19 protein-coding genes are annotated in these 18,510 nt (G+C 69.8%); 6 read left to right on the top strand and 13 right to left on the bottom strand.

Annotated features, from left to right (window positions below; translation table 11 throughout):
* Positions 1-7 precede the first annotated feature (7 nt).
* On the bottom strand, positions 8-619 hold the full coding sequence (locus tag ACX80F_RS10295) for a hypothetical protein (RefSeq protein ID WP_459336293.1): 612 nt from the start codon (positions 617-619) through the stop codon (positions 8-10).
* A 440-nt stretch (positions 620-1,059) separates the two neighbouring features.
* On the opposite strand from ACX80F_RS10295, the gene ACX80F_RS10300 reads away from it, so the two are divergent.
* On the top strand, positions 1,060-1,722 hold the full coding sequence (locus ACX80F_RS10300) for a PAS and ANTAR domain-containing protein (protein ID WP_459336294.1): 663 nt from the start codon (positions 1,060-1,062) through the stop codon (positions 1,720-1,722).
* A gap of 43 nt (positions 1,723-1,765) precedes the next feature.
* Here ACX80F_RS10300 and ACX80F_RS10305 read toward each other — a convergent pair whose 3' ends face one another.
* Together ACX80F_RS10305 and ACX80F_RS10310 are read right to left on the bottom strand one after the other, a co-directional pair.
* On the bottom strand, positions 1,766-3,064 hold the full coding sequence (locus ACX80F_RS10305; protein ID WP_459336295.1) for a hemolysin family protein: 1,299 nt from the start codon (positions 3,062-3,064) through the stop codon (positions 1,766-1,768).
* A 127-nt stretch (positions 3,065-3,191) separates the two neighbouring features.
* Positions 3,192-4,061 carry a GAF domain-containing protein gene (locus ACX80F_RS10310; RefSeq protein WP_459336296.1) on the bottom strand — a complete coding sequence of 290 codons (870 nt, stop codon included), beginning with the start codon at positions 4,059-4,061 and terminating at the stop codon, positions 3,192-3,194.
* A 332-nt stretch (positions 4,062-4,393) separates the two neighbouring features.
* Between ACX80F_RS10310 and ACX80F_RS10315 the strand changes: the two genes are divergently transcribed.
* Positions 4,394-5,548 (top strand): MFS transporter, encoded by a 1,155-nt coding sequence (locus tag ACX80F_RS10315; protein WP_459336297.1) that lies wholly within the window; start codon positions 4,394-4,396, stop codon positions 5,546-5,548.
* A gap of 24 nt (positions 5,549-5,572) precedes the next feature.
* Here the strand turns inward: ACX80F_RS10315 and ACX80F_RS10320 are convergent, their stop codons facing one another.
* Complete coding sequence (locus tag ACX80F_RS10320; protein ID WP_459336298.1) at positions 5,573-6,931, bottom strand: MATE family efflux transporter; 1,359 nt, start codon at positions 6,929-6,931, stop codon at positions 5,573-5,575.
* 80 nt (positions 6,932-7,011) lie between these two features.
* Between ACX80F_RS10320 and ACX80F_RS10325 the strand changes: the two genes are divergently transcribed.
* Complete coding sequence (locus ACX80F_RS10325) at positions 7,012-7,368, top strand: hypothetical protein (protein WP_459336299.1); 357 nt, start codon at positions 7,012-7,014, stop codon at positions 7,366-7,368.
* Positions 7,369-7,465: 97 nt separating this feature from the next.
* On the opposite strand, the gene ACX80F_RS10330 is transcribed toward ACX80F_RS10325, so the two are convergent.
* From ACX80F_RS10330 to ACX80F_RS10355, 6 genes are all read right to left on the bottom strand, one after another.
* Positions 7,466-8,239, bottom strand: a complete 774-nt coding sequence (locus ACX80F_RS10330) for a GAF domain-containing protein (RefSeq protein WP_459336300.1) — start codon at positions 8,237-8,239, stop codon at positions 7,466-7,468.
* Positions 8,240-8,261: 22 nt separating this feature from the next.
* Positions 8,262-8,954 (bottom strand): ANTAR domain-containing protein, encoded by a 693-nt coding sequence (locus ACX80F_RS10335; protein ID WP_459336301.1) that lies wholly within the window; start codon positions 8,952-8,954, stop codon positions 8,262-8,264.
* A gap of 245 nt (positions 8,955-9,199) precedes the next feature.
* Entirely contained in the window at positions 9,200-9,607 is a 408-nt protein-coding gene (locus tag ACX80F_RS10340) for a hypothetical protein (RefSeq protein WP_459336302.1), read from the bottom strand.
* Positions 9,608-9,889: 282 nt separating this feature from the next.
* A complete protein-coding gene (locus tag ACX80F_RS10345) occupies positions 9,890-10,768 on the bottom strand; it encodes a DUF4031 domain-containing protein (RefSeq protein WP_459336303.1) in 879 nt (292 codons plus the stop codon).
* A 30-nt stretch (positions 10,769-10,798) separates the two neighbouring features.
* Positions 10,799-11,101, bottom strand: a complete 303-nt coding sequence (locus ACX80F_RS10350; protein ID WP_459336304.1) for a DUF4287 domain-containing protein — start codon at positions 11,099-11,101, stop codon at positions 10,799-10,801.
* A gap of 12 nt (positions 11,102-11,113) precedes the next feature.
* Positions 11,114-11,665, bottom strand: coding sequence for a dihydrofolate reductase family protein (locus ACX80F_RS10355; protein WP_459336305.1), 552 nt, complete (start codon positions 11,663-11,665; stop codon positions 11,114-11,116).
* A 135-nt stretch (positions 11,666-11,800) separates the two neighbouring features.
* Between ACX80F_RS10355 and ACX80F_RS10360 the strand changes: the two genes are divergently transcribed.
* Positions 11,801-12,817 carry a sigma-70 family RNA polymerase sigma factor gene (locus ACX80F_RS10360; RefSeq protein ID WP_459336306.1) on the top strand — a complete coding sequence of 339 codons (1,017 nt, stop codon included), beginning with the start codon at positions 11,801-11,803 and terminating at the stop codon, positions 12,815-12,817.
* Positions 12,818-12,849: 32 nt separating this feature from the next.
* On the opposite strand, the gene ACX80F_RS10365 is transcribed toward ACX80F_RS10360, so the two are convergent.
* From ACX80F_RS10365 to ACX80F_RS10375, 3 genes are all read right to left on the bottom strand, one after another.
* Positions 12,850-13,974, bottom strand: a complete 1,125-nt coding sequence (locus ACX80F_RS10365) for an AI-2E family transporter (RefSeq protein ID WP_459336307.1) — start codon at positions 13,972-13,974, stop codon at positions 12,850-12,852.
* Between the two features lie 22 nt (positions 13,975-13,996).
* The gene (locus ACX80F_RS10370; RefSeq protein ID WP_459336308.1) at positions 13,997-14,416 is read right to left on the bottom strand and encodes an SHOCT domain-containing protein; all 420 of its coding nucleotides are present in this window, start codon (positions 14,414-14,416) and stop codon (positions 13,997-13,999) included.
* A gap of 105 nt (positions 14,417-14,521) precedes the next feature.
* Positions 14,522-17,143 carry a LuxR C-terminal-related transcriptional regulator gene (locus ACX80F_RS10375; protein ID WP_459336309.1) on the bottom strand — a complete coding sequence of 874 codons (2,622 nt, stop codon included), beginning with the start codon at positions 17,141-17,143 and terminating at the stop codon, positions 14,522-14,524.
* Between the two features lie 269 nt (positions 17,144-17,412).
* Here ACX80F_RS10375 and ACX80F_RS10380 point away from each other — a divergent pair, with 269 nt between their 5' ends.
* Together ACX80F_RS10380 and ACX80F_RS10385 are read left to right on the top strand one after the other, a co-directional pair.
* Positions 17,413-17,805 carry a DUF6325 family protein gene (locus ACX80F_RS10380; RefSeq protein ID WP_459336310.1) on the top strand — a complete coding sequence of 131 codons (393 nt, stop codon included), beginning with the start codon at positions 17,413-17,415 and terminating at the stop codon, positions 17,803-17,805.
* A gap of 105 nt (positions 17,806-17,910) precedes the next feature.
* On the top strand, positions 17,911-18,510 hold a 600-nt coding region (locus ACX80F_RS10385), incomplete at its 3' end, for a transposase (protein ID WP_459336311.1).

Genomic DNA, 18,510 nt, shown 5'->3' on the forward strand with positions numbered 1-18,510 from the left:
AGAGCCTCTAGTTTACGGCGTCCTGGTCGCCCCGGGCGCCGTGCCCCCGGGGTGCGCTGAGGGCTGAATCGTGCCGGTAGCTCAGGGCCGCGATGCCCAGCACGACGGCGGTGAGCAGCGCCCCGCCGCCCGTGACCCCGAGCAGCGCATGGGCGCCGAGCGGTTCGACGAACGGCAGGATGGCGCCCGTGCCGAGCCCGACGGCGCCGACGACGACGAGGTCCCGCGCCGCGACGTGGCCGCGCGCGACAAGCCCACGGACGAGCTCGGCGGCGCCCGCGACGACGAGCGCGGCTGCGCCGGCGAACGCGAATCCCTCATTCGTCCGGAGGACGAGACTGACCACACCCGCCCCGAACAGCGCCGCGGCGCCGATCATCGCGGGCGCCCTCGACACCGGGCCCCAGTGCGCCATCCGGTGCGTCCAGAGATAAGTGACGCCGAGCAACAGGAAGTACACCCCGCCGACGATGCACATCACGAGGGTGGAGGGCTCGAGCCAGAAGATCGTCACGAGCCCGAACACGCCGCTGACGACGGCGCGCATCAGGAACGGCGTCCATATTGTGAACTCGGCGGGGTCCGGCCCGGCGCCCTGCGCAGGCGATGCGGCAGCCATCGAGGGCCTTTCTGGAGGAGTGCGGGGCCGGGCAGTCTCCGACGTGTCCCCAGTTTAGTCCGGCACGCCATCGACGCTCTGCCGGCCCGGCGGGCGGAGATGCCTACCAGTATCCACAGGGATAAACACAGCGGATCTTGAGGCGGGTTCGAGGCCTCCCCGCTGCGGGGAGGCGCATACTTGGATCACCCCTAACGATGTCCCCGGATCCGTCCGCGGGCCTCAGCCGGACTACACCGACGAGCCTCGTGCACGAACGTGGGAACCCTCCGGTCGTCAAGCAGCCGGCCTCCGGAGGGAATTCGACACTTCGTCCTAGGGATCGTGGACGCAGCAGATGCCGGCCGGAGCGGCGGCGATTTGGCCCCTCTTGCTACTCTGCTCCTTGACGTCGGGGTTAAGACGCTAGCCCGGACCAGAGCGCGTCGAATGGCCCTCGCATGACCTCCACCCTTGAACCTTCCGTCCCCCTGTCCGGGGCCGTGAGTAGTGTCGACTGCTTCATCGAGTGCCCGACCGGCACCGTGGAGCACTACTTCGCCGACGATACCTACAACTGGTCGGACGAGGTGTACCGGATCCACGGCTACGAGCGTGGCGACGTCGTTCCCACCCTGGAACTCGGCATGTCCCACCTGGACCCCGCGGACCGGGACGCCGTCCGGGCGTTCTGGGCGAAGGTCACCACGAACGGCGGACCATCATCGGTCTACGCCTCGCTCCGCGACCTCCACGGCACCACCCGCAAGATCCTGATCTCGGCCGACCTCATCGTCGAGGACACCGAAACCATCGGGGTGTGGGCGCTGGTCGTGGACCTCACCCGGTCCATCCACGTCGACCGGCACCAGCTCGCCAATGAAGCCGTCGCCGCGTCCGCCCTCCGCCGAGCCGTCATCGAGCAGGCCAAGGGCATCCTCATGGGCCGCGCAGGCATCACCGCGACGGAGGCGTTCGCCCACCTCACCACCCGCAGTCAGCACACGAACCGCAAGGTCGTCGTCATCGCCCAGGAGATCATCGACCGGGCCGTGGCACTCACCCGCCAGAACCAGCACCAGGACACCGAAAGCGCTCTGCAGGACCTCTTCCGGGCCCTGTGACCCGCTCGTCCAGGGCCGCCTCTCGGCGGTCACCTGGTGCGGCTCAGGCGTCGTCGGACGATCCACTCTCCGCCGGTATGACGAGGAGTTCCGCGATGCGCCGCCGGTCGATGCTCGTGACCTGGAGCGTGACGCCGTCGACCTCGACCATGTCCCCCTCCAACGCCAGCCGGCCGAGGCGGTCCAGGACGAACCCGGCGACCGTGTCCCACGTCCCGCGCGGGAGGTCGATGCCGGTGGCCTCCGCGAAATCCTGCAGATTGAGCCGCCCGTCGACGACGCCCCCGCCCTCCGTCAGCTTCAGGGGAGCGGCGTCGGTGTCGTACTCGTCGAAGATCTCCCCGACGACCTCCTCGACGAGGTCCTCCAGGGTGACGATCCCGTCCGTGCCGCCGTACTCGTCGATTACCACCGCGATATGGGTGTTGCGTGCGCGGAGCTTCGTGAGCGTCGGCAGGACCCGCGCCGTCGCGGGCAGGTACAGGATCGGCCGGATGACCTGGGCGAGGGGCGCGCCCGGGTCGTCAGACGCGGCGTCGTACAGATCGCGGACGTGCACGAACCCGGTGATGTCGTCCATGGACTGATCCACGACCGGGTACCGGGAGAACGGCAACTCCTCGATGTGCGCGATGGCCGCACCGACGGAATCACCGCTGTTGACGGCGACGACCTCCGGCCGGGGACGCATCACCTCACTGATCTGCCGGCCCCGCAGCGAGAGCACGTCGTCGAGGATGCGGCGCTCGTCCTCCGGCAGCCCTTCGTGGGTGGTCACGATGTCGCGGAGCTCCTCCTCGGACAGGCCCTCACTCGTCTGGTTCGGGTCCCCGCCCAGGAGGCGCACCACCACGTTCGTCGACACGGACAGCAACCAGATCACCGGCCGCATGAGGTGCGCGAAACCGTTCAGCACCGGCGCTACCGCGTACGCGAACTGCGCATTGCGTTGGATCGCGAGCCGCTTCGGTGCCAACTCGCCGAGCACGAGCGACAGGTAGGCGACCACCAGGGTGAGCAGGATCGTGGCAACCGTGAGTGCGGCCGCCGCGCTCAGTCCGAGCGGCACCAGCAGCGGCGCGACGGACGGTGCGATCGACGCAGCGCCGTAGGCGGCCGAGGCGAAGCCGGCGACCGTCACGCCGATCTGCACCGCGGACAGGAACCTGTTCGGATTACGGGCGAGTGCGGCGACCTTCTCGCCCCGCTTGCCCCGCTGGGCTATCGCGTTGACCTGGCTGTCGCGCAGCGTCACCAGCGCCATCTCGGTCGCCGCGAAGACGCCACCGATGAGAACGAATACGACGACCAGGGCGATGTTGAGCAGCAACTCCCCGTTCATCGGAGGTTCCCGGGAGTGCCCGGCCTCCGCCGGGCACCAGGTCTGTCGCAGTCGGACGAGGTCTCAGAAGAGCGAGTCATGCGTCCACTCTAGGAAAGAACACGCAGGACGGTCGACTCGCCGGGCCTCAGCGGGTGGGGCCGACCCAGATCTCGATCTGGAGATCCAGCGCCATGCGCTGCAGGTCCAGCGCGTCGTCGTCACTGAAGGAACGCGGGCGGTCGTCGATGAGGCACAGTGTGCCGATCCGCCATCCCTCTGCGGTCGTGATCGGGTAGCCGGCGTAGAAACGGATGTGGGGACCGTCGACGACGAGCGGGTGGTCGCGGAATTCGGGGTCGGTCCTGGCATCCGTGATGACGAAAGCATCGGAGGCTTCGATGGTGCGCGCACAGAGCGCGACGTCCCGCGGGAGATCCTGCCCGATCGGGCCGGCGACGGACTTGATGACCTGGCGGTCCTCGGTGATCAGGGCGATCGACGAGGAGCTCACGTTGAAATGCTCGCGGGCCCGCTTCGTGTACCGGTCGAAACGTTCTTCCGCTCCTGTGTCCAGGAGCCCGGTCTCGTACAGGGCGTGGCATCGCCGGTACTCGTCGTCGTCGTCCTGCTCGGAGATGTCGTCGATCTCGGCACCGTCACCGGCGATCCCGTATGGCGCCGTCGCGGCGGGCCGGTCGAACCTGTGCGCAGCGGGATCCAGGTCCAGGGCACGGAGGTTGTCCCCGAAACCGGACCCGTCAGCGACCTCGTCCGAGCTGTAGTGGGCACCGTCCACCGCAAGTCCGCCGTCGTCGATCATCTCGTTCAGCGCATGAGCCACCAGGTCACGATCCGGGGCAGGCAGCTTCCCCCCGCTCTCGAGGTAGGTGGTGACGTCCTGGAGGTCGCCCGTGCCACCGAGACTCGCATAGGTGACCCACACCGACACAGCATCGAAATGGGTGGTCCGAAGAGTCTGGACAGCCATCCACTGCTGTACGTCCTCGCTGATCATGATGCCGCTTCCTGAAATCTCCGTGTAATGCCGTCGCGCGCGACGAAAGCCCGTCCACCCATGACGTTAGCCTGCGCAACGATCTCGCGGGCGTTCCCCCCACCCTGCGGGCCGAAGTGGACATCCCCCGCCCGGGGACGTAGGGCAGCTTCTCGCTACTGCGTCCAGTCCGATCACCGGCGACTTCCGCACCCGTGGCGTCACCGGGTCGCTGTAGAGTGAGTTGCCGCTTCGCCGTCGGGGAACGGCGTTGCAGTCAAGCATGGAACACCTCCTCACCGACGACTGGGATCTCCGGAACGACAGCACGCGAGCAAGGATGAGGGGTAGCCATGACGCTTTCCGTCGGCGGCCGGGTCGGTGTGGCCGGAGCGGCGGTGGTCGGGGTCGCCTTCGGCATGGCCCGCTACGGCTACGGCCTGACACTGCCCGGAATACGCGAGGACCTGGGGCTCTCGGAGCTGGTGCTCGGGCTGGTCGCCAGCGCGACGTTCGCGGGTTATCTGGCCGGGCTACTGCTCGCCGGGCCGCTCGCGGCCCGCCGTGGTGCGCGCGCGCCGACAACCGTGGGCGGAGTGTGCGGCGTCCTCGGAGCGACGATCGTGACGATCGCCCAGTCTCCGTGGCTGCTCGCCCTCGGTGTGATCCTGGCCGGCAGCGCGGGCGGCTGGGTATGGGCGCCCTACTCCGACATCGTGACCCGCTCGGTGCCCCTGCGGCAGCAGCCGAGGACGCTGGCGGTCATCACGACCGGCACCAGCGGCGGACTCGTCCTGCTGGGCGGTCTGGCCGTCCTCGCCGCACTCGGCTCGTGGCGACTGGTCTGGGCCGGGATCGCAGTGGCCGCCGTGGCGGCCGCGGTCGTCAATCTCCGGTTGGTACCGCGCGACGGACCGGACCGCGACCAGGAGAGGCGGACCGGCACTTCCTCCCTGGCGAAGGCCCTTCGGGTCCCGGGTGCCTACTCCATCGTCTACTTCGCGGTCGTCGTCATCTACTTCACGTACGCTGCGGACATTCTGGACAGCGGCACCCTCCCCGCGGCCGCCGTCCCGGCGTTCTACGCGGCCATCGGTCTCAGCGGCACGGTGGGCATCGTGACCGGCTCCGCTGCGCATCGCGTGGGCACTTCACGGATCGCCGCCCTGTGCCTCGTGACCGTCGGCGCGGCCCTCGCGCTCCTCGGCCTGGCCAGCGACTCCCTGGCCGCGATGGCGGTCTCGGCGTGCATCTTCGGCGTGGGGTACATGATGGGGTCGGCGGTACTCGCGGTCTGGACGGCGGAACTCGTGCCCGACCGGGCCGGCGCGGCCTTCACGGGCTGCCTGGTGGTCGGTGCCTTCAGCTCGGTGGCGGCGCCCGCGCTGGCCGGTGCGGTGATCCCCGGCCTGGGTCTGGGGCCGCTCCTCGTCCTCACCGCCGCGGTGTCGCTGCTCAGCGGAGCGGCCTTGATGCTGCACCAGTCGCTGCGGGGAAGGACCACCTGACGGCCCACCTCGCGGGCGGGGCGGCTAGACCTTCCGCGCCACCGCCCTGCGCGTCGCCCCGGTCACCATCCAGCGGTCATCACGGATCCGCCACCCCAGGGTGGCCGCGCGTACCAGCATGTATCCGCCGAAAGCGGTCCACAGCCAGACGATGCCGGCCCCGCCCGTCAGGGCCGCTGTCCCGACGAGGCCGAGCATCGGCAGGTACACCGCCAGGTTGACGACACCGGCGATCGCAAGGTACCGCGCGTCGCCCGCCCCGATGAGGACGCCGTCGAGCACGAAGACGAGTCCGCAGACCGGTTGGAAGGCGGCGAGCACCCACAGGCCGGCAGCGAACGCGGCCTGGACCGCCGGGTCCGGTGTGAAGATCCACCCCACGAAGGGCGCCACGGCGGCGAGCGCGCACCCTGTGACAACACCGAACGCCACGCCCCACGTGATCATGCGCCGCGTGAGCGCCGCCGCGAGCGGCCGATCTCCCGACCCGAGTTCCTTGCCGATCAGGGCCTGGGCGGCGATGGCCAGGGCGTCGAGGGCGAAGGCGAGGAACGTGAAGACGGTCATGACGAGCTGGTGCGAGGCGAGGCTGAGCGGCCCCTGCGCGGTCGCGACGAACACGGTCGCGAGGATCGCCACCCGTAGCGACAGCGTCCGCAACATGAGCCACGACCCCACACGGGCCGTGCGCCGGATGCCGCGCAGGGACGGCCTCAGGGGCACCCGCTGCCCCCTCGATGCACGGACGAGCATCACGAGGTAGACCGCTGCCATGCCGCACTGGGCGATGCTCGTCCCCAGCGCGGAGCCGGCAACGGACATGCCGGCGCCGTACACGAGCAGGTAATTGAGCACGATGTTGACGCCGAACCCCGCGACCGCGACGATCAGCGGCGTGCGCGTGTCCTGCAACCCGCGCAGCACACCGGTCGCAGCGAGCACCACCAGCATGGCGGTCAGCCCCGGCATCGACCAGCGAAGGTAGTCGACGGCGAAGGCGTGCACCGCCCCCTCGGCGCCCATCAGCGACGCCAGCTGTGGAGCGGTGGCCCAGCCGAGGGCGGACAGGAGGATCCCGAGCACGACGGCGAGGCCCACGCCGTCGCGCCCGGCCGCGAGCGCCTCCGGCAGGCGTCCGGCGCCGAGCAGGCGCGCGACGGCGGGCGTGGTGGAGTAGGCGAGGAATACCATGAGGCCGACGGCGGTCTGCAGCACCGTGGCGGCGAGCCCCACCCCGGCGAGCTCCTCGACACCGAGGTGTCCCACGATCGCCGAGTCGGCGAGCAGGAAGAGCGGCTCCGCGATCAGGGCGCCCAGTGCCGGGACGGCGAGCCGGAGGATACTGCCGCTGAGCCGGCGGTTGCTGGGCAGGGTTCGATCCACCAGTCCAGCGTAGGGGTGCGCGCGTCAGGGCATAAGCTGGGGTGACCCCCGATCCGACCGCGAGGACACCCAGGGAAGTCATGAAACTCGGCGTCAAGCAGTACCTGGCAGGCCTCGGCCTGCTGTTCGTCAGCACCCTCTTCGTCCCGCAGGCGGTCTCTGACTTCGCCCGGGCCGACTCGACGGGCACGCCGGCGCCGGCGGAGGCGCCGCTCCTCCTGGCCATCGGGTTCCTGATCATCCTCGCCGCCGCGGCCTGCATCGGGTGGGGGTACTGGCTCAACCACCGGACGGGCGCACCCCGGAGGGCGCATGCTGAGGACGACCCCGACGAGCCGCTGCTGCGCCCCGGATACGGCCCGGATCCCTCCGACCGCGGGGACTGGCGTGAGAACCCGCTCCGCCGACGCGATCAGGGCACCGACGGGCGCTCCTGAGCCGAGGCTCGGCTCTGCGGCAGGGAGCCCGGACGCGAACGGTCACGTGACGCTCGCGGATCGTCCGCCGGAGCCCTGACCGCCCGCTGCGCCCGGCTCAGAGGAGTTGCCAGGCTTTCCACCCCGGATAGACCTCGTGCTGCATCTCCTGCGCGAGGGCCTCGAGGTCCCGGTGATCCGCCGGGGTGAACGTGCGGGGTGAGAGCGACATGACGCAGATCGTCCCGACCAGCCAACCCCCCGGCCCCCGCAGCGGGTACCCGGCGTAGAAGCGGATGTGCGGTGCGCCGGCGACGAAAGGGTGGCTCCGGAACCGCTCGTCCTCGAGGGTGTCGGTGATGACGAGTGCGCCGGTCGACCGGATGGTCGCGTTGCAGAACACCTGCGTCCGATCGAGGTTCTGGCGCGACTCGCCCACCGCCGACTTGATGAACTGCCGGTGCCGGGCGATCAGGGCCAGTGTCGCGATCTCGCACCCGAATCGTTCCGCCGCCCGGCGGACGATCGCGTCGAATCGCTCCTCGTCGGGCGTATCGAGGAGGTGCAGCCGCTCCAGTGCTTCGAGGCGCCCCCGCTCTGCTGCCTCCGCATCGAGGAAGACGGAGCCGGCTGCGCCCAGGGCCCGGATGAACGGCGCAGTGGCGGCGTCGGCTTCGGGATCAACCCGGGGCGGGTGGATGTGCGGGCCCTCCCGCACCGCCTCGGCGAGGATCTCCCGTTCGAGCGGAGCGAGGTCGGCGGTCCCCTGGAGGTAAGCCTCCACCTCGAGTTCCGACAACGATCCGCCCAGCGCGAAGTACCGGATCCAGGTCTCGCCGGTGGACAGGCCGGACCGACGCATCGCGTCGCCGATGGGTTCGCGCTCGTTCATGCTCCTCCTCCCTGCCGTCCGCCTACTGGAAGTGCATCTTCGCCGGCCCCTGACCCAAGGACTGCAGGACCGAGGCGGCGACGTCGCGGAGCTTGATGTTCCGGGCGCTGGAGGCCGCCTTCAGGATGGACATCGCGGCATCCTGGGAACACCGGTTCTGACCCATGATCACGCCGACGGCGAGGTCGATCGTGGTGCGGCTCTGCATCGCGGCGCGCATGTCGGCGGTGGACTGGGTCAGCTCGGCGATGCGCACCGCGAGGCGGAGCGACGTCGAGACCTCCTCGGCGAAGGCGCGCGCGGCTGCGACGGATTCCTCGCTGAAGGCATCGACCCGGGGTGAGTAGAAGTTGAGGGCCGCCTTCGCGTCGCCCTCGAGCGGAATGGGCACGCCCAGCGCGGACCTGATCCCGTGACCGGCGATCGCCCGGCTGTACTCCGGGAAGCGGTCATCGGCCTCGAAGTCACAGACGTACTGCACGGCGCCCCCGCGAGCGGCGCGAAGGCACGGGCCGTCGTCGTACTCGTACTGGACCTCGTCCAGCTTCTGGGCCTCCGCGCCGTTGCTCGCGACAGTGGTCTTCGTCCGTGCCCGCAGCAGGGTGACGCCGCACAGGACCTCGTCGTCAGCCGACAGGCTGTGGCCGGCGACCGTGACGAGTTTCGTCAGGAACTCCTCGACGTCATCGCTGTCCAGGACCATGTCCTGCAGCATGCCCGGTACTCCGGGGACGTTGTCTTTCTGATAACCAACCAACAGGCAAACCTTTGCATCAACCCCCTGCCGGGCACGCGTGATGCCGGGCATGAGGAAGGTGAGGAGCCGCCTGCTGCTAAACGACCAGAAGAATAGTACCCAAAGAAAACCGGTTCGGGCATCGTCGCAGCCGACGCCGTCCGCGCGTGGGAGTGCCTGCAGGACGGAGACCCCCGAACACCGCTAACGGGGGGCCGGCGCCGTCAGCGGTCCCGGCGGAGGGGCGGCAGCGACGATGACCCCTGGGGCCGGCGTCCGGCCGGCGCGGCGGGACGGCCGGGCGTGGTGATCGGCTGTCGCCACCGGCCGCGCACGGACACCCTGCACGACGGGTAGGCGAGGGCGCCGCGCGCCGTCGTGTCGTCGTCGACGGCGCCGTAGGGCGCGCGGCAGCAGGCGCGGTGGCCTGCCGCTTCCAGATCGTCGAGCAACTCGTTCACAGCCTGCGTCACCGCGTTGCGATCGCGGGTCGGCAACGTCATCAGCCCGTGGAGGTAGGCGTCGACCTCGAGGTGGCCGACGGCGCCACCCAGGTTCTGGAGGTGGTCGAAGACCAGAGGCAGAGGGAGATCCGCGTGCCTCATCGCGGTATGGGTGTGCAGACCTTGCATTGGCAGATTCCTTCGGGTGGCCCGGACGGGGGCTGGGACGGTGCCGACATGCGATGCCGATCATCGTCGATCAATTGATGGTGGCATCGGGCGGCCGGCCGGAGAAGCTGTTTCCATCTGCTGCACGGGGTTGCGCCCCGGATCGGAACCCTGCTACGAGCCTCGAGCTCGAGGCCCCGAAGGCGCATGATCTCCCGGATCGGAAGCCCTCGAGCTGCGGCGCCGCGGCGTCGATCACGGTCGGGGTACCGCTGTTGTCCTGACAGGGCCCAAGGAGCGGGATCACAGCGACGCGAGCTCGTGCGCCAGATTCTCGCGCGCCCGCCCCGTCCATTCAGCCTGCGCCCGCGGGGTCCGGTACAGCGGCTCGAGCGTCAGGAGGCGCTGCAGGACGGCCCGCCGCCCGTCGGTGAATGCGTCCCGGGGTACATCCCGGTACTCGGCGCGGATCGCCGCGGAGTAGCGGGCGTACTCCGCCGGGGAACCTGCGAGCACCGCGAGATCGGCGTCGCACAGGAGGTGGCCCGCGCGATCCTCCGGCGCCGGGTCGTGCGTCGCGGTCAGGAGGACCAGACGCTCGACGTCCCGCACGGCGTTATCTGGCATGATGCCGCCGAGGCGCTGCACAGCGAGTGCCGCGGACGCGCGCTCGTCCTCGCCGGCCCGTCCCTCGTACACGGTGTCGTGGAACCACCCTGCCAGGAGCACGACGCCGCGCAGGGAGTCGTCGGACGGTTCCAGCAACAGGTCCAGGGCCTCGAGGACCGCCAGCAGGTGGGTGGGCGTGTGGTACTCGCGATGCGCCTCGGCCCAGCGGTCGAGCAGTTCCCTGCCGAGGCCGGGAGCCTGCGGCAGGAGCGCCTCCCAGCGCGTCATCAGCGCGGCGCGGAGCCTGGGAGCACGCCGTCGGGCCGGGACCCTGAGGCCACTGGCGATCAGCGCGCGCACCAGATCCGCCCCGGCGACCTCCTGTGCACCCTGCGTCACGAGGTCGCGGTACCGCCTGGCGGGGACGTCGTAGTGGTCCTCGTCGAAGGCGCGCCGCGGGATACCCGCGGCCGCCGCGAACGCATGGAGTTCCGCCAGTGACGACGTCGAGATCAGATGGGAGAACACGGTTCCGTGCGCGGGCCAGATGGGAGGATCGATCAGGACGGCCATGACCAGCAGTCTAGGACCGTCCCGGCCCGGTCAGGGCGCCACGGCCCCCGGCTTCGTCGCTGTGCCGTCCAGCCACAATTCGGCCGACGCGTCGCTGTGCGATCCGCCGGTCGCCACATGCTTGTCGCTGATCGTCGTCCCGTTCTTCAGGACGTGGACCAATGCCATGGCATGGCCGCGGCCGAGGTCGTAGTCATCCTTGAGCCACGCGACGATCGCCGCCGCCTTCGTTCCGGGCGCGTCCAGCCCGCGCTCCTTCGCCCGGTCGACGAGCTGGCGCGGCGTGAGCCCCGTCTTCGCCTCGATGGCGTCGAGATATGCCTGAAAGGACATGAGGGTCCCTTTCTAGTCGGTGCGCAGGCCGTAGGAGGCCAGGACATTGCCCTTGCTGGTCACGGTCGTCTCCTGCAGGGCCAGCCGGGTGACGGGGTCGGACGGTTCGAACAAACGGCGGCCTGCGCCTGCGACCACCGGATGGATCATGAGCATCAGCGAGTCGAGCAGCCCCGCGAAGAGGAGCTGCCGGACCAGGGAGATGCTGGCGCAGACGGCGATGTCCCCGCCCTCGGTCTCCTTCAGCCCGGCGGCGAACTGCTCGAGAGGCGTCGGCATGAGGGAGGCGTTCGTCCAGTCCAGCTCGCCACTGAGGGTGCGCGATGCCACGAATTTCTGCACCGGGTTGATGAAGCTCCCGAACGGATCGGTGTCGCCGGCCTGTGGCCAATACTCGGCCCACTCCTGATAGCCCTGCCGGCCCAGCAGAACGGTGTCCACCCTCTCGATCATCGCGCCCAGGCCTGCACCGAGTTCCGGGTCGAAGCTGTCGAATTGCCACAGGTGGGGGGATTCGACGACGCCGTCGACGGAGGAGAAAAGGCCTGCTGTGAGTCTGCGCATGAAGTACTCCTGATCGGGGATGCTGAAGGACCTGCCCACAGGGTAGACGGCATGGACGGTCCGGATTCATCGACTGCGGGAGGAATTCCGTACTGGTCCCTCCCGCTCGCGGGTGGCCGTGGCTAGGCTCGGGGCATGCAGCAACCCATCTCGCCTCCGGTGCAGGACGCGGCTCCCGGAACAGTGCCGTTCGAGCAGCTCCTGGAAGCGTCGCGCCGCGAACTGACGGGGTACTGCTACCGGATGCTCGGGGCGGCTTCCGAGGCCGAGGACGCGGTGCAGGAGACGATGCTCAAGGCCTGGTCGCGCAGGGATTCGTTCGCGGGGCGGTCCGCGCTGCGCACCTGGCTCTACCGGATCGCCCACAACGTCTGCGTCGATATGCTCCGCAGTCCCCAGCGCCGCGCCCGGCCCATGGACCTCGGCCCGTCCACGCGCACCGCCGACGCAGTGCTGGGGGCTCCCCTCACCGAGAGCGTCTTCGTGCAGCCGATCCCCGATGAACGGGTGATCGACACCTCGGGTGACCCTGCCGACGTCGCCGAGGTCCGCGACACCGTGCGTCTCGCCTTCGTGGCAGCCCTGCAGCATCTACCGCCGCTCCAGCGCAGCGCCCTGATCCTGTGCGAGGTGCTGCGCTGGTCGGCAGCCGAGGTCGCGGAGCTGCTCGAGGTCACCCCTGCGTCCGTCAACAGCGCGCTCCAGCGTGCGCGCAGGACGATGTCCGAGCAGGCTCCCGCGCCCCGGATGCCCCTCGAGGACCCCGCCCACAAGCTCCTGCTCACCCGGTACCTGAGGGCCTTCGAGGCCTACGACATGGACGGGCTCGTCGCGCTGCTGCGGGACGACGTGGTGCTCTCCATGCCGCCGTTCGGCCTCTGGCTCTCCGGGCCCGCGGATGTCCGCGCCTGGTTCGTGGGGGAGGGCAGCGTCTGCAGGGGTGGACGCCTGATCCCCCTGGACATCAACGGTGCCGGCGGGTTCGGCAATTACCACGTCGTGGAGCCCGGCCTGTGGAAGCCGTGGGCCATCCAGGTCATCGAGACCGACGGAGGGCGCATCATCGGGCACCACAATTTTCTCTACCCGGACCTGTTCGAGGCCTTCGGTCTGCCCGCCGTCATCGACGAGCGCCCGGCCGCCGGGGAGTAGGAGACCGCCGGGCCACGCAGCACGATCACGGCTTACTGGATCCGGCGGAGCGGGACGACGAGGTGGTGGATGAGCAGGATGCACGCCGCAGCGGTCGGGATGGCGACGAGGGCTCCCGGCAGACCCAGCAGGGCGCCCCCTGCGGTGGCTGCGATCAGCACCCAGGCGCCGGGCACCTGGACGGCCCTGCCCATGACCCGCGGAGTCAGGACATATGCCTCAAGCTGCATGTAGATGAGCATCGCGATCAGCACGATGATGGCGGCGGGCAGCGAGTACAGCAGCGCCGCAAGCGTCATGGCGATGGTCGTGACAATGGTCCCGATGAGGGGGATCAGGGTGATGAAGAAGGCCGCGATGGAGATGAGCGCGGCGAACGGCACCCCGGCGAGGGAGAGAAGGATCAGGCTGTACGTGGCGTTCAGGAGCGCCAGGACCACCATTCCGCCCAGGTACTTGCCGACCGAATCGGCGATCCTTTCGGTGAGGAAGACCGCGGTCCTGAGCCGGGAGGCCGGCAGGAGGGCATAGAAACCGTGCTTGATGCGCGGCAGTCCCGCCAGGAAGTAGAGGGTGAGGATGGCGATGAAGACCATCGACGCGATGACGTTCGCTGCTCCCACCCCGGCCCCCACCACGCCGTTGGCGATGTCGGTGAGGACGTCGGGGCTGACGAGCGCCGCGGCTGCGGACCCCAGCGCATCCGTCAGGGCTCCGCCTGTCCTGTCGTCGACCCGCTGGAACCACTCGTCCTCGGTCATGGCGCGGATCCTTGCCGGCAGCGCCTGGACGAAGGCTGCCACCTGTGTGACGACGAACGGGACGACGAGTGCCACCAGGCCCGCAGCGAGGACGGCGACGGCCACACCGACCACGGCCACCGCGCGGTCCCGGCGCATCCCGGCACGGCGGAGTCTGCGTACCAGTGGATTCAGGCCGAGTGCGAGGAACAGGGCGGCACAGACGGCCAGGACGACCGAACGCAGGGAGACCAGCACGACGGCCAGGAGGATCGCCGTGAGGACCCCGCCGGTCACCCGGAGCCCCATCCCGAAGAGCGTCGGGGGCCGCGCCCGCACCGGGGCCGGAGCAGGCGATTCCGCCTTCACCGCGGCCGTACCGACCGGGCCGGCACGCGAGGCGCCGGCGGGTCCCACGGCCTCTCCGGCCGGAGGGCGGTCAGCCGTCCCGTGTGCCCGGCGCTGCATCGGTCGAGGGGGTCCCGGCTGCCTGCTGGAGGGAGTGTCGCTTCAGGCGCTCGTATTCTTCCTGCGTGATGGCACCCTGGCGCATCAGTTCATGCGCCGAGGCGACCTGCGTCGTCGGATCGCGTGGCGCGGGGGCTGCGGTGGTGGCGAAGTCGGGCCGATACCCCCGGGCATTGCGCAGTGCCATCGTCTGGCCATGGGCGAACAGGTAGGCGAGCGAGCCCAGAAACGGAAGGAGCACCAGCAGGACCACCCAGGCGATGCGCGACCAGCCGGAGAGCGACTCGTTCCTGAAGATGTCGATGAGCACGATGACGAGGAAGGCCAGATAGGCGGCGAACAGGGCTGTCGCGAACACGACCCACATGATGTCCCAGAGGTTGATGTCCACGGTACGTCCCGTCCTCGGCCCCGATGTCCCTGCATGGTACGCAGGGCCTCGCCCGGGGTGGCTCGGCCTCGGCGGACCTCACCCCCCATGGGTGAGGTCCCCGGTTCACCGCGCCGACGCACTCCGTAGGACGCGCAGCGGCGCGGGCATGGGCGCCAGGAGTCCGAGTTTGTCGGCCGCCGCGATGGCTTCCCGCCGTGTCCCGACCCCCAGCTTGCGATAGATGCCGCGCAGGTGCGTCTTGACCGTGTTCGTGGAGATCTGCAGATCCAGCGCCAACTCGTCGACGGTCGCGAAGGTCGGCAGGAGCGCGACCAGTTCGACCTCCCGCGGGGTGAGGGGCGGGCCGGCGATCTCCAGGACCGGCCGACGCCGCTGGTTGACGATCAGGTCCACCTCCCGGGCGAAGCGGGGGTAGTGATGCCGGTCCCGTTCGAGCGCACTCCGCACGGTCTCACCGGCCAGACGGATCCCCCGCACCGACCCCCGCTCCGCGGCCAGCGTGAGGGCGCGGTCCAGCGCCTCCCTGGCCTTGAACGGGCGGTTCTCGAGCAGCTCCAGCCGGGCGAGCATCGCGAGGGCCGCCATCATCCCGACCTTGCTCTGGCACTTCACGTACTCGGAGGTCACCGGGATCAACAGCTGCCGCGACCGGTTCAGCTGTCCGGCCAGCAGGTGCTCCCAGACGGAGATGATCTGCAGCTCCCCGCTGATGCCGTGGAATCTGCGCAGATCCACCTTGAGCATCGAGAGGTCGTCCACCCGGCGCAGGGACAGCATCATCTCGGCGACCTGCAGCGAGCACAGGGCCAGGTCCTGCGGCAGCGCGCCGTGCGCGAGGTCGAAGCGGATCCGGTCGAGCAGCGCCCCGGCCACGTCGACCGGTCTCGCCGACGAGGCGAAGGACAGCATGAGCCTGAGCTTCGCGGCGGAGTGCGCCACTATCGGCGGGGTCGACGCCGCCCTGACCACGAAGGCGTTGTGGAAGCGTGCGGTGGTGTCGTCGAGCCGGTGGTATGCGCTCCAGGCGATGACGAGGTGGGCCGGCCGGAGTCGCGGGCTGTAGCGCAGCCCCTGCAGTTCCCCCTCCCGGACGGCGGCCCGGGCATCGCGGGCCGCGGGGGTGAAATCCTCCTTCGCCGCGGCGAGCGCCGCACGCGTGATGTGGGCGTCCATCCGGGCCCCCGGGTTGTCACGTTCGTCGGCGGTCGCGACGCAGGCCTGCGCGGCGTCGGCGGCTTCGTCCAGACGTGCGGCTGCGATCAGCGCGACCGCGAGGGCATTCGACACGAAGAGCCCGACGTCGGGTGGTAGAGCCGCCACGCCCACCCCCCGGAGATGCTCGACGGCGTCCTCCGGGCGCCCCCGGGCGAGCATGAGGTGTGCCTCGAGCCCGGTCCGCAGCGCACTGAACGGCGCGGTGAGGGCGCCCTGCCGATCCATCAGGTCGACGTGTTCGAGCTTGAGGCGGGCGCCATTCGGGTCGCCCTTGGCGAGGGACAGCAGACTGTCGAGCAACCCGAGCTCCGCCGATCCGACGGAGGTCAGATCGTGCAGGACCGACTCCAGGGCGGTGAGGTCGTTGCTCCACAACAGGTGCAGGCCCGAGACGGCGGCGACGTCACGCAGCACTCCGGCGTCACCCGCCCGTCCCGCGTGGGCGAGCGCCTTCGCGTGCCGCGACTGACGGAGGCGACGGCGCGCCATCCGGGCGTGCACCAGGGGACGGTCGATCGCGGCCGCGCCCGATCCACCGCCCAGCAGCCATCGCGACAGCAGGCGATGCAGCCGGAAGGATCCGGGGGTGTTCGCGGGGACGACGAGTCCGGATGCCCCGACGGCGGCGTCGAACATCCGCGGGGCGTCCGTACTCGCGAGCGCGGTGCACAGGTCGTCCACGGTGAAGGGTTCGATCAACGCCATGACGGAGAGGGTCGTGCGGGCCTCCTCCGGGAAGGACGGGAAGAGCTGCCCGCACAGCCGATCGAGGTAACCCGGGTCGCCCGTGACGGCGGCAGCCTGGGCATCGCGCCCTCCCATCGCGTGGGCGAGGACCACGGCTGCGGGCCAGCCCTCGGTCGCCTCGAGAAGCAGGCCCACGTCGGGGCACGCGGGGGCGAACAGCCGTGCGATCTCCCGCCGCCGCAGCATCAGCTCCTCCTGCCCTACCCGACCCAGGGCGCCGTCGAGGTCCAGCCGGTAGAACGAGGGCAGCTCCGGCAGCTGCCGTCCACAGAGGACCACCGTGAATCCCTGCTGCGCGTGCCGGACCGCGTAGTCCACCTCCAGGAGCAGCGCGGGGTCACGCAGGTACTCACAGTTGTCGAGGACCAGCACGGAATTCACGGTGTCCCCGCCTGCACGATCCAGTACGGCATCGAGCCACCCGATCCGCGCGGCGGGTGCTGCCGGTGGGGGTGAGGTCCAGGAACCCCGTGCCGGTCCGCCGGAGGGTTGGAGCGCTTCGGTCACGAGGCCCCAGAAACGCTCCGGGGCGTCGTCGGAGGGGTCGAGGGAGACCCAGGCGACGTGGTCCCCGGAGGCCTTCCGCCGCCGTGCCCATTGCGCTGCGAGTGTCGTCTTCCCTGAGCCCGCAGCAGCACCGACGGTGACGGCCCCACACCCGGCCTCCATGAAGGAGTCCAGGCGCGCATTCAGCCGGGGGCGATCGAGCTCGTGTGCACCGGCTTCGGGAATGCTCGTCTTCGCCCTGATGATGCGGTTCATTCCTGCCACCTGTCCGGCGTCGTACCCCTACCGCGACCTCACCCATGCAGGCGGGTGAGGCATCGTCGACCTGAGGGCGCCCACCTCCAAGGTTTCACCCCGGAAGGGAGTCCGGCCTGAGTCCAAAGTCCCCGGTCTGCCGGATGGTCACCCCACGCGGGTGACGATCCGCCCCACCCTCCGACGGACCATTGCCTTGTCTGCGGCGGTGGCGAGTGACGGACCCGCTGCCGCGACGACCACGAATCGGCCGGGTGGGAAGGGGAGTCATGAGGGTTGGCCCCGTCGACGTCCTGGTCTTCTCCGCGCCGACCCTCGACGGCACTCCCTGGGTGGTGGACGCCCTCCACGAAGCCCTGGACAGCGGCGCCGTGGCCCTGATCGACATCGTGCTGATTGCCCGCGCGAGCGACGGCACCGTGACCTTCGCGGATGTCGACGAGGGCCTGCCGGCCACGCTGCAGGACCTCCTGGCTCACCCGTCGCCGATGACCCTGCTCAGCGACCGGGACGTCGCCCTCGCCGCCGGGTCCGTCGACAACGGGGAGGTCGGCCTGCTGCTCGTGCTCGAGCACCGTTGGGCGCGTCGACTGTCCGAGCGCATCCAGGACCAGGGCGGCGTCACCCGTCTTCACGAGCGCGTGCAGTTGTGCCCCGCATAGTGGTGTAGCGCGGTTGCCGGGTTCATCATCGTGATGGACATGAAGGCGGCCACCGCGTGATCCTTCGAGGAATCTCCTACAACCCTCTCGAACGGAATCAACACGATGACCGCACCCCACATTCTCGACCCTGCCCGCCTATTGACTGAAGCCCTCGCCGAAGCTTCCCCGGATCTGATGCGTAGCTTGCTGCAAACCATGATCAACGCCCTGCTCTCCGCTGACGCCGACGCCGTCGTGGGCGCCGAGTGGGGCAAACCCAGCCCCGACCGTCTGGCCCAGCGCAACGGCTACCGGCACCGCGACCTCGACACCCGCGTCGGAACCGTTGATGTCGCCGTCCCGAAACTCCGGACCGGCACCTACTTCCCGGACTGGCTCCTCGAGCGTAGGAAGCGGGCGGAGTCCGCACTGATCACGGTGGTCGCGGACTGCTACCTCGCCGGCGTTTCGACGCGCCGGATGGACAAGCTCGTGAGAACCCTCGGGATCAATAGCTTGTCGAAGTCGCAAGTCTCCCGCATGGCAGCGGAGCTCGATGAGCACGTCAACGAGTTCCGCCACCGACCCCTGGGCGAAGCCGGCCCGTTCACATTCGTCGCCGCGGACGCGCTCACCATGAAAGTCCGTGAAGGCGGGCGGGTCATCAACGCCGTCGTCCTCGTCGCAACCGGGGTGAACGCCGACGGGCGTAGGGAAGTCCTC

The sequence above is a fragment of the Arthrobacter sp. TMS2-4 genome (assembly GCF_054511075.1).